This is a genomic window from Paenibacillus sp. N119s, from assembly GCF_059447605.1.
On record NZ_JCAJRU010000165.1, the window covers coordinates 1 to 11,696 of the forward strand.

At 46.5% G+C, this 11,696-nt stretch carries 7 protein-coding genes and 1 pseudogene; all 8 read left to right on the top strand.

Translation table 11 applies throughout. From position 1 onward, the window contains the following. A pseudogene (locus AC5V8P_RS17660) lies at positions 1-164 on the top strand (cell division ATP-binding protein FtsE); the annotation flags it as partial. Continuing rightward, the gene (gene ftsX, locus AC5V8P_RS17665) at positions 154-1,071 is read left to right on the top strand and encodes a permease-like cell division protein FtsX (RefSeq protein ID WP_064797857.1); all 918 of its coding nucleotides are present in this window, start codon (positions 154-156) and stop codon (positions 1,069-1,071) included. The pseudogene AC5V8P_RS17660 and the gene ftsX, both read left to right, overlap by 11 nt. Positions 1,072-1,155: 84 nt before the next feature. Then, positions 1,156-2,439, top strand: coding sequence for a murein hydrolase activator EnvC family protein (locus AC5V8P_RS17670; RefSeq protein WP_064797858.1), 1,284 nt, complete (start codon positions 1,156-1,158; stop codon positions 2,437-2,439). Positions 2,440-2,643: 204 nt separating this feature from the next. Beyond that, positions 2,644-4,110 (top strand): S41 family peptidase, encoded by a 1,467-nt coding sequence (locus AC5V8P_RS17675; protein WP_064797859.1) that lies wholly within the window; start codon positions 2,644-2,646, stop codon positions 4,108-4,110. A 165-nt stretch (positions 4,111-4,275) separates the two neighbouring features. Beyond that, a complete protein-coding gene (locus tag AC5V8P_RS17680; RefSeq protein WP_064797860.1) occupies positions 4,276-5,592 on the top strand; it encodes a PDZ domain-containing protein in 1,317 nt (438 codons plus the stop codon). A 178-nt stretch (positions 5,593-5,770) separates the two neighbouring features. After that, positions 5,771-6,328, top strand: coding sequence for a class I SAM-dependent methyltransferase (locus tag AC5V8P_RS17685; RefSeq protein WP_063212319.1), 558 nt, complete (start codon positions 5,771-5,773; stop codon positions 6,326-6,328). A gap of 273 nt (positions 6,329-6,601) precedes the next feature. Continuing rightward, positions 6,602-6,985 carry a hypothetical protein gene (locus AC5V8P_RS17690; protein WP_063212320.1) on the top strand — a complete coding sequence of 128 codons (384 nt, stop codon included), beginning with the start codon at positions 6,602-6,604 and terminating at the stop codon, positions 6,983-6,985. Between the two features lie 473 nt (positions 6,986-7,458). Further along, positions 7,459-11,523, top strand: a complete 4,065-nt coding sequence (locus tag AC5V8P_RS17695) for a glycosyl hydrolase (RefSeq protein ID WP_064797861.1) — start codon at positions 7,459-7,461, stop codon at positions 11,521-11,523. The last annotated feature ends 173 nt before the right edge of the window (positions 11,524-11,696 follow it).

Sequence of the window (11,696 nt, forward strand, 5' to 3'; positions counted from 1 at the left end):
AGATCATGCAGTTGCTCGATGAAATTAATTTTCGGGGCACGACCATTGTGATGGCGACACACAATAAGGACATCGTGAACTCTATGCGTAAACGTGTCATCGCCATCGAAAATGGCAACATCGTAAGAGACCAGGTAAGAGGGGAGTATGGATATGACTTTTAATACCTTCTTGCGTCATATGCGGGAAGGTTTCAAAAACATATTCCGCAATGGCTGGATGTCCATAGCATCCATCACCTCAATTATTGTGTCACTGCTCATACTCGGCGTGTTTATCATGCTGGTGCTTAACGTCAACTCCTTGGCTGATCAAGCAGATAGCCAGGTGGAAGTGAACGTGTTCCTGGAACTCAATGTCGATCAAAGCATGCGTGAAACGCTGCAAAAGGAAATCGCGGCAATGCCGGAAATCAGCAAAACGACCTTTGTGACGAAAGCTCAAGGCTTGGAGGAGCTGCGCAAAGATTTGGGAGACAGCGGCAAGGATCTGCTGGAGGGTTTTGACAAGGACAGCAATCCACTACCGGATAAAATCGTGGTAGAAGTGATTGAACCCACGACAGTTCCATTTGTGGCTGAGAAGATTGAGAAGCTGAATACAGTGCACCCTGAGAAACCGATCTTAAAGGTTCGTTACGGAAAAGGCACTGTTGAGACGCTCTTTACCATTACCAAGCTGATTCGCAACGTTGGTTTTATATTCGTCGCCGGACTGGCGATCATGTCTATGTTCTTAATCTCGAATACGATTCGAGTCACGATATTGGCACGACGCAGAGAAATCAGCATTATGAAGCTGGTCGGTGCGACCAACTTCTTTATACGATGGCCGTTTTTTATCGAAGGCGCGCTTATTGGTCTTATTGGTTCTCTTATTACTGTAGGAATTTTATTTACAGGTTATCAGCGTTTGCTGACAGCCGTTCAGGGAGATATCGCTCTCAATATGTTGAAGCTGATGCCGCTTGAAGGCATTTGGATTCAGCTGAGTGCTTTGCTGATTATTTTGGGGATGCTGGTCGGCATTATTGGCAGTACCCTGTCCATGCGCAAGTTCTTGAAAGTCTAAGAAGCATTTGGTGGAACGTCGTGATTGATTCAATAGAACGGGGAAGCCCGGTGTTATTTTGCGATAAAGGATGGGGAGTGCAAGTTGAAAAAAATAGGATCTGTGTTGGCTGCCACGTTGGTAGCTGCATTGCTAATCCAGCCTTCTGACGGATATGCCAAAAGCATGAGTGAACTCAATTCGCAACTAAACCAATTAGAAAAGCAAGCCAAATCTGCAAAGCAACAACAGCAAAAGGCTGCTCAAGATAAACAGTATGCTCAGCATTATAAAAATAAAACCGTACAGAACCTGAAAACGGTACTCGCTCAAATTAACAGCGTCAGTGATCAGTTGACTCGTGTAGCGGTTCAGATCGATCAAACGGAAGATAACCTGCGTGCGACTAAAAAAGATTTAGCCGAAGCCATTGATCGCATCAAATCGCGGGAAAAAATGCTGGAAACTCGCGTGCGTCTCATGTATACAGATGGAACAGTCTCTTATATGGACGTGCTTATGTCTTCGGCCAGCTTCAGTGATTTTCTCAGCCGGGTGGATTCTCTGAAAACAATCGTGGAGCAGGACCAAATTCTGTTGGACGAGCATAAAAAGGACAAGGCTCTGGTCGTAAGCAAAAAGAAACAACTTGATACGGAATATAAAAATGCCAAGAAGCTGTATGCGCTCAAGCAAGACGCCAAAGCTCAATTGAATTCAAAAGAAAAAGAGAAGCAAAGACTGATTGCTGGCTACGATCATGATATTGCTGAATCGGATGAAATCAGTGAAGAGCAAAACGATATGTTAGTAGCGCTCGCGAACAAACGTGTGGGACTGGTGCAGGAGAAGAACAAGCTTAGAGCCGAGCAAGCTGCCAAAGCAGCCCGCGCTAGAGCAGCTGCTCGTGCTGCTGCAGCCAAGCGATATGCATCTTCATCTTCAGGTGCTGCCTCGAATTCCAGCCATGCGGCTGCCAGCTCGTATACAGGCGGATCGGGGACATTGGCTACGCCTGTAGCCAATTACCGACTCTCATCTACTTTTGGCATGCGGGTACATCCGATCACCGGCAAGCTTAAAGGCCACACAGGCATTGACCTGGCGGCTCCGCAGGGAACCGATATTCATGCAGCTGAAGACGGTGTAGTCATCGTTGCTGAATGGTGGAGTGGATATGGGAATACGGTAGTCATTGACCACGGAGATGGACTATGGACCCTGTACGGACATATTCGCAATGGTGGTACAGTAGTTCATACGGGGCAAACCGTAAAACGCGGTCAAAAAATTGCGGAAGTGGGTTCGACGGGGAATTCTACAGGGCCTCACTGTCATTTTGAAGTGCGCGAGAATAATAAACCTGTAAATCCGATGAATTATCTATAACAGATATGGTAAGCCCTATGTGTAACCTGTGCGGTTGCAGGTAGGGTTTTGCTGTAATGGATCATATCCAATAAGGAACATGTGCATTGAGACACGGAGTAGGATACAATTAACATATTCCGTACAAGCTAGACGTATACTTCGTGCATGGATGCGTTGTGAGAAAATAGGATACAAGATAAAGAGAAGGCGGTGGAAGATTAGATGTTGAAAAAAAGTACAGCGGTACTCTTGATGGTGATCGGGCTGCTTGGCGGCAGTCTGCTCACTTTTGCTTATACTGGAACGACTACAGTAGGGAATAGCGCTTTGGGCGAAGGACTGCTGGCGAGTGTGACAGGGAGTGGTTCCTCCTCCAGAAGTGATATCCGCAAAATTGAGACAGCGATGGACTTAATTCAGGGACAGTATTATCAGGATGTGGATCGTACCAAGCTGGTGGATGGCGCGATCAATGGTATGATGGAGTCGCTTGGCGATCCGTATTCCTCTTATATGGGTAAAGAAACGGCACAGCAGTTCGAGCAATCCATAGAAGGCTCTTTTACTGGGATTGGGGCCGAAGTTGCGGCTGAGAACGGAAAAGTAGTCGTAGTCACACCAATCAAAGGCTCTCCAGCTGAGAAGGCGGGACTACGCGCTAAGGATATTATATTGTCTGTTAACGGTGAAACCCTGGACGGATTGGATCTGAACAAGGCTGTTTCCAAAATTCGTGGACCGAAGGGCAGTCAGGCCAAAGTTAAAATTCAGCGTAACGGCTCTCCTGATCCACTTGAATACACGATTACCCGTGACAATATTGATATGGAAACTGTAACGGCTCATATGGAAAAAGGCGGCGTAGGCGTTATTACGATCACCCAGTTCTCCTTGAATACGGCAGAACGATTCAAGGAAGAGTTAGCGAAGCTGGAAAAACAAGGGCTTAAAGGACTCGTCATTGACGTGCGCAATAACCCGGGTGGAGTGCTTTCTGTCGTTATTAATATTGCAGAGCAATTTGTACCTTCCGGCAAAACGATTGTACAAGTTGAAGATAAAAATCAGAAGCGTGAGGAAGAGAAATCCAAAGGTTCGCGCAAAAATTACCCAGTGACTTTGCTCATGAATAAAGGTAGCGCCAGTGCGTCCGAAATTCTGGCAGGTGCTCTCCAGCAATCCGCTGGTGCAGTGTTGATCGGGGAAAACTCCTTTGGTAAAGGCACTGTACAAACCAGCTATGACAAGCAAATGGGTGATGGCAGCCTACTCAAAATTACGATTGCCAAATGGCTGACGCCAAATGGAACATGGATTCATAAAAAAGGGATTAAGCCGGATATCGCGGTGGAACAGCCTGAATACTTTACGGCCGCACCGCTGAACAAGGAAAAGTCCTTGAAATACAATATGAATAGCAGTGATGTCAAAAATGCACAAATCATTCTGCAAGGCTTGGGCTACAAACCAGGTCGCGAGGATGGCTATTTTGACAAAGTGACTGAAAGCTCTGTTATGGCTTTTCAAAAAGAGGCGAAGCTGACGGCTAACGGCATCATTGACGCGAAGACAGCAGCAGCGATGGAAGCCAAGCTGATTGAAAAAATTCGTGATCCGAAAAATGACAATCAGCTCAAGCAGGGGATTGAAGAGATTCGGAAGGAAATGAAGGCAAACGTAGCGAAATAATAGAGAGGGCTACAACAAGGGGGCTGGAAACAGCCCCCTTTTTTATTGGGATTTATTTGCAGTCTGTCAGTTTGTCTTCCCTACATTGGCAATTTCATATAGAATAAATGGATATGAAATGTACGTGCTCCGCTATACAGCGGACCAGGGGCATAAGGAGTGTGAATGGACTTGGAATGGGCATTACAATGGGGATGGAGCGTCTTGAATGCTTGCTTGTACCTGCTTTTGCAGCCGTTTTACTATATCTCGATACTCATTGTCGCGCTTGGATATCGTCGGCAAATGCTGCTGGAGCGCAAGCTATTTCATACTAGAATGCATAGCTGGGCTGCTGAGACCTGGCGTGTCGTATGGAGCGGCTTACTTGCTGGGGTAGCAATATCCGCTCTGGGGATGTTCGTCAGCGTGCATCTGACCTCGACTTCCATCGTGTGCCTGTGGATAGCCACATTATTGCTCATGTTGGTACGCGTCCGTTACCTATGTCTTGCTTATTCGGCAGGTCTGCTAGGTGTAGTTCAGTTTTTTCTAAACGTAGCCAGTGGCTGGCAGCCTGGGGGAGCACTTGGGACAGCGGTAGCAGCCATCCGTGGTTTGGATATACCAGCACTCTTAGTGCTCGTTGCTGTGCTACATGTGGCTGAAGCGCTGTTGGTTCGCTGGCAAGGAGGAAAGGCAGCCACTCCACTGTTTGTTGAGGGCAAACGGGGACGATTGGTTGGCGGCTATCGTATGGAAGACCTCTGGCCTATTCCGTTGCTGTTGTTGGTACCTGCCCAGGGAGGCTTCACGCTTCCCTGGACACCTTTGTTCGGTGGCGCTGCCGGAACGGGGTATATGCTAGCAACGCTGCCGGTCCTGATGGGCTTTAGCAGTGTGACGCTCGGCCAGCTGCCACGACAGAAGGCAGCACTCACTTCAAACCGTTTGCTCCTGTACAGTGTGGCTTTGCTTTTGCTAAGCCTGTTGGCAGCCTGGTGGAGTCCGCTGATCTTGCTGGCAGCGTTATTCTCCTTTCTGGCTCATGAAGCGCTGATCTGGTACGGCAATATAGAGGAAAGCCGTCTTAGCCCGATGTTTGTACATCCAGAGCAAGGGATGCGTGTGCTCGCTGTGCTGCCAGATAGTCCGGCGACAGCCATGGGCATACAGCCGGGCGAAGCCATTTACCGGGTGAATGGCATGGTGGTGAACAGTCGTGCCGAGCTGCACCAGGCACTGCGGGTCAATTCTGCTTTTTGCAAGCTGGAGGTACGCAATTTGCAAGGTGAGAGCAAGTTTGTACAGCGAGGCATGTACGATGGTGATCACCACCAACTGGGGGTTGTGCTTGCGCCGGATGAAGACGCAGGCTGGGCCGTGTCCATACAGCCGGCCTCCATCTACCGAATTGTGGCCATGCACATAGGTGCACGACGACGTAAGACGGGACAGGCCTCCAAGACAGAGGGTACGCATTTGGACACTATGGATTTATAGATATCGCACCAAGAGGGTAGTCATAATTTGATTAGAATCGAATATGACTACCCTCTTTTGTATATGGCAACAGTAGCCTGCTTGAAATCAATATTCTGATCGGTATACAATGAATATGTAATGGGAACCTTTGATGAACCGAGTGCCTATCATGTGTATCAAGCAGGGAGAGGAAAAGATGAACGCGATTCACTTTATTCGAGAGTACATCAGGCACCCACGCAGCGTAGGCGCTGTTATACCCAGCTCAAGACAGCTGGCCAAGCAAATTGCCACACCGATTTACTTTGACAAAGCCTCGTGTATTATTGAATATGGGGCCGGGACGGGTGTGTTTACGCAAGAGCTGATTTTGAACAAGCGTCCAGAAACGCTACTGTTAGTGATAGAGGCTAACGAATCGTTTTACAAAACATTACAAAGCAAATATGGACATCTGGAGAAGGTGCACATTATTCATGGTTCAGCCGAGCATGTCGCACGGTATATGAAACAGTACCACGTCTCGAAAGTGGATTATATCGTATCGGGGCTACCTTTTACCAGCTTACCCGCTGCGTTATCCAGTCTCATTTTGGGACAAACGGCTGAGGTGTTAGGCCAGGAGGGCAAGTTTATTACGTTCCAGTACAGCAAGGTTAAACACAATTTCTTCCGTACTTTTTTTGCAGATATCCAGATTAAAAAGGTAAACTATAATGTTCCGCCAGCCTATGTGTTCACTTGCAGCCTGTGAGCCTTCAGCTATGTAGGAGATTAGAATAGATACGAATATCCATATGCATATGATTATGAGAAGACTAGGTCAGCATCATTAAGATGTTGAAACGGTCTTTTTTGTTGTCTACTTTTATGGAAATATAAGAGAATGGATATGTTAAATAGCAAAATTGTTTTAAGGAATCATCTTTTAAAATGGGGCTTAACCTATATATTACATAAGTTGGAACCTGTTAGATTTTTGTAGGATTCATAATAAATCTGAACTTTTGTTAAAGGAGATTTATATATGGTAAAACCGCTGATGTTCATGCGCTGGTGTGAGTATTATGGGTTAAGCGATCGTGAGACAGATTTTGTATCTTTTTTTATGATGAATTTTTCGGCTGCACGATCAGGCAATCAACCAAAACTTAAAGAGCAATTTGTTGAGATTCAAAAACAAACCTTTCCAGAATACCCGTTTGATATTAGCCCGGAAGAACTGGATTATAACAAATTCGAAGAACTGATGAAACGCGTGTTGCACATTCGTTTTGACACGGCTGAACTGCTGTATTCCTTCTATCTCCAAAAGTTGTGCGCACCTTTAGCAGAATACATCTTATCCACTGGAGATGCTGAGTCTGCACGGATCTACTACGAGCTTATTCAAAAGGACAAAGTACGGTAGGAAAAAGAAAAAAAGCTGTTGCGATTGGATAGCGTACTTATCGCAAAATAAAAAGTCCCTTAGCTAAGGGGCTTTTTTTAATACTCACGCTATAAAGTTATTTAATAAGTCAACTCTAGTTATGTTCTGCTATATGGATATATAGAATAATTTATGGATATGGACATTGCGTCCCATAAATAGTTCGATATGATGATTTGGTCGGTAGAACCGTATAGCACAGCCGTATTACAACCTTTGAAGATCCGAGCAATTCTGAATTTCGGACGGAAAGGAGCGTATAATCAATCGGATACTTGCTGCTTCGATGGGAGGAATGTAAGCACGTATCTATAAAAAATGAATTTATGGTTTAGAGTAAGGTGACGCTGTACCAGAACAATCAACTCGTTTGGAATCAGGAGCCTAAAAGCCTGAGGAAGCGGTACTCGAATGGGTGCTGCTCTTTTTCAAATGTAAAGGAGGAAAACGGCATGAAGGCGAAAAATAGCAGGAGTATTTTGTTCAAACGTTCCAAGTGGCTGCCTGTCGTCATGGCATGCACGATGATAGCAGGAGGGGCTTTACCGGCTCCAGCTGTAGTTCACGGTCAAACGGCAAAGACTATCACCATTAAAGTAGATACATCCAAGGATCGTAAGCCAATTAGTCCTTATATATACGGTACGAATCAGGATTTGGCGGGCGATGAACATATGGCTGCCAGACGGCTTGGTGGCAATCGAATGACCGGATACAACTGGGAAAACAATATGTCCAATGCAGGAAGTGACTGGCAGCAATCCAGCGATAACTATTTATGTAGTAATGGTGGCCTGACACAAGCCGAATGCGAAAAGCCGGGAGCGGTGACGACTTCGTTTCATGATCAATCGCTGAAGCTTGGCGCTTATTCTTTAGTTACATTGCCAATGGCCGGTTATGTGGCCAAGGATGGAAACGGCAGTGTGCAGGAAAGCGAAAAGGCTCCGTCCGCTCGTTGGAATCAGGTCGTAAACGCTAAAAATGCACCGTTCCAGCTACAGCCTGATCTGAATGACAATCGGGTGTATGTAGATGAGTTCGTTAATTTTTTAGTGAAAAAGTACGGAGCTGCTTCAACAAAGACAGGTGTGAAAGGATATGCGCTCGACAATGAACCCGCTCTCTGGTCGCATACACATCCACGCATTCATGGTGAAAAGGTCGGGGCGAAAGAGCTGGTAGACCGGTCCGTAAGCTTATCCAAAGCTGTGAAAGCAGTTGATGCGGGAGCGGAGATTTTTGGGCCAGTTCTTTATGGTTTTGGCGCCTATAAAGATCTTCAAACTGCACCTGATTGGGACTCTGTAAAAGGCAACTATAGCTGGTTTGTGGACTATTATCTGGATCAAATGCGCCTCAGTTCAAAAGCCGAAGGCAAGAGATTGCTGGATGTCTTTGATGTACACTGGTATCCCGAGGCGATGGGCGGAGGCATACGAATTACGAATGAGGTAGGCAATGATGAAACGAAGCAAGCCAGAATGCAGGCACCTCGTACTTTGTGGGACCCGACTTATAAGGAAGATAGCTGGATCGCCCAGTGGAACAGCGAGTTTTTGCCTATACTGCCTCGGTTGAAGCAGTCGGTGGATAAGTATTATCCAGGAACCAAGCTGGCAATGACCGAGTATAGCTATGGCGGTGAAAATGATATTTCTGGCGGGATTGCGATGGCCGATGTGCTGGGCATCTTCGGAAAATACGATGTTTATATGGCAAACTACTGGAAGTTAAAAGATGGTGCGAACAACTACGTTAGTGCTGCTTACAAGCTTTATCGCAATTATGACGGGAAAAACGCTACTTTCGGTGATACGAGTGTTAGTGCGCAAACGTCGGATATTGTTAACAGCTCCGTGCATGCTTCCATAGCGAATGCATCCGACAAGGAACTGCACCTCGTGGTCATGAACAAAAGCATGGACAGCGCATTCGACGCCCAATTTGATCTTTCTGGCGAGACGACTTACGGCTCCGGTAAAGTATGGGGCTTCGATAAAAATAGCCCACAAATTAAAGAAGCAGAACCGATTACACAAATTTCAGGCAACCGTTTTACTTATACCGTACCGCCTTTGACGGCTTATCATATTGTGCTGACTGCTGGCAAAGATACGTCTGTGCCACCAGTGGAAAATCCTGATAGCTTTAAGCTGAAAGCAGAGGCTGGCGATGGGAAAGTCCATTTGTCTTGGGACGCTTCCAGCGAAGTTGTGGGCTACAGTGTACAGCGAGCAGCGGATGAAAACGGTCCTTTTACTGCTGTAGCATCCAATTTGAATGAAACGTCTTATACGGATACTAACCTAACGAACGGCACTCCATACTATTACAAAGTAACTGCCAAAACAAATAAGGGAACGAGCGAATCCCATGTTTTGAAAGCGGTTCCGAATACGCCTGTAAACGGTCCAGCTCGCTATGAAGCCGAAGACGGCACACTGAAGGGAAGCATTGTGGAATCCAGCGGAACCGGCTACTCTGGCACTGGTTATGTAACGAATTTCCACAATGCAGGAGATTCTCTGACGATGACGATTCAGGCTCCAACGGCAGGTTTGTACAATCTTACAATCGGCTATCGTTCTCCTCATGATGACAAACGTACGAATTTCTCATTAAACGGTAAAGCGTTTGGCGAACTGTTGCTGGAGAAAACAGCAGATTTCAAAGAAACTTCCGGAGGCAAGGTTCTATTAAATGCAGGCGCGAATACGATCGGTTTTGAAACAGGCTGGGGCTGGTACGATATCGACTACGTCAGGCTGGAGCCTGCTGCTGATCGCCCTCCCCATGCGGTAACCAAAACACTCACCAATCCGAATGCGACCGTAGAAGCCAAAGCATTGATGAACTACCTGGTTGATCAATACGGGAAGAATATGCTCTCTGGACAAGAGGAAATGAACGAGATAGATTGGCTTCAAGCCAATGTAGGTAAAAAGCCGGCGATTGCAGCGCTTGACCTGATCGACTATTCGCCAAGCAGAGCGGAACACGGTCTTAGTTCCACTGAGGCGGAAAAGGCGATTGCATGGGATAAGCAAGGAGGCATCGTTACCTTTGCATGGCACTGGAACGCGCCGAAAGGCCTGATCGATACGCAGGGAAAAGAATGGTGGAGAGGCTTCTATGCCGATTCGACCACATTCGATGTAGAATATGCGATGAATCATCCAGAGTCCGAGGATTATAAATTGCTTATTCGCGACATCGATGTGATTGCAGCGCAATTAAAGAAGCTCCAGGATGCGAAGGTTCCTGTCCTGTTTCGTCCTTTGCACGAAGCGGAAGGCAAATGGTTCTGGTGGGGCGCCAAAGGTCCTGAGCCTGTTAAAAAATTGTATATTTTGATGCATGATCGTTTGACGAATGTGCACAAATTGAACAATCTGATATGGGTATGGAATTCTGTTGCTCCGGATTGGTATCCGGGAGATGAGGTTGTGGATATTTTGAGCTTTGACTCTTATCCGCAGGCAGGTGACTACAGCCCGCAAATTGCGAAATATGAAGACCTTGTTGCACTGGGTAAGGACAAAAAGCTAGTCGCCATGAGCGAAAACGGACCGATTCCGGACCCTGATCTGATGAAGGCATATCAAGCCCATTGGAGCTGGTTTGCTACATGGTATGGGGATTTTCTAAGAGATGGCAAACAAAACAGTCTTGAGCATCTGAAAAAAGTGTATAATCATCCGAACGTCATTACGCTGGATGAGCTTCCAACGAACCTGAAAACGTATGGCATCACCGAGCAGCCGTCCGTACCGGGCAGCTTCACGCTAAACGCCGCGGGCGAAAAGGCAAAAGTATCGCTAAGCTGGACAGCATCGGCGAATGCGAAAAGCTATGAAGTGAAGCGTTCGACGGCTGAAAACGGCGCGTTCGCCACTGTGGCGAGCGATGTATACGGCAGCAACTACACCGACACAGCCGTAACGGCGGACACGACGTACTACTACCAAGTCGTAGCGAAGAACGATGCAGGACAGACGCTGTCGAACACCGCTAGCGCAGCGCCAAAAGCAGATACACAGCAGCCGACAACGGGATTGCTGCTCCAGTATCGCACAGCGGATACCAAGGTGAACGACAATCACCTGAATCCGCACTTCCAAATTGTAAACCAAGGCGCAACCTCCATACCGCTTAACGAGTTGAAAATTCGCTACTACTACACGATTGACGGTGACCGTGAGCAGACATTCAACTGCGACTATGCGATGCTGGGCTGCTCGAAGTTGAATGGTAAGCTGGTTAAAATGGAGAAAGCTGCAACCGGTGCCGATTATTATTTGGAAGTCAGCTTCAACTCGGATGTAAGCGTGTTAGCTCCTGGAGGAAGCACGGGCGAAATTCAAACCCGTATTCATAAAACGGACTGGTCAAACTATAACGAAAGTGATGATTATTCGTATAAAGGCACACAAACCTCATATGCCGACCATGCGAAAGCTACCTTGTATCATAACGGTGTACTTGTGTGGGGAACCGAACCGACAGCTAATTAAATGATATAAATACAATCACTGAAATGAGCAGGGGGATTTAGTATCCTACCTGCTCATTTTTTTATACGAGAAAACTCATATATGATTATTTTGTAAAAAATGAAATGATATGTTTATTTCTATTCTTTTTGTAACACATCAAGAATTAGAATGGAACTAATTAGAAGGAAGGA

Bases quoted from the DNA above. Each gene is read 5' to 3' on its own strand.
- ftsX (WP_064797857.1), top strand. From the start codon at position 154: ATGACTTTTAATACCTTCTTGCGTCATATGCGGGAAGGTTTCAAAAAC.
- AC5V8P_RS17675 (WP_064797859.1), top strand. From the start codon at position 2,644: ATGTTGAAAAAAAGTACAGCGGTACTCTTGATGGTGATCGGGCTGCTT.
- AC5V8P_RS17680 (WP_064797860.1), top strand. From the start codon at position 4,276: ATGGACTTGGAATGGGCATTACAATGGGGATGGAGCGTCTTGAATGCT.
- AC5V8P_RS17685 (WP_063212319.1), top strand. From the start codon at position 5,771: ATGAACGCGATTCACTTTATTCGAGAGTACATCAGGCACCCACGCAGC.
- AC5V8P_RS17690 (WP_063212320.1), top strand. From the start codon at position 6,602: ATGGTAAAACCGCTGATGTTCATGCGCTGGTGTGAGTATTATGGGTTA.
- AC5V8P_RS17695 (WP_064797861.1), top strand. From the start codon at position 7,459: ATGAAGGCGAAAAATAGCAGGAGTATTTTGTTCAAACGTTCCAAGTGG.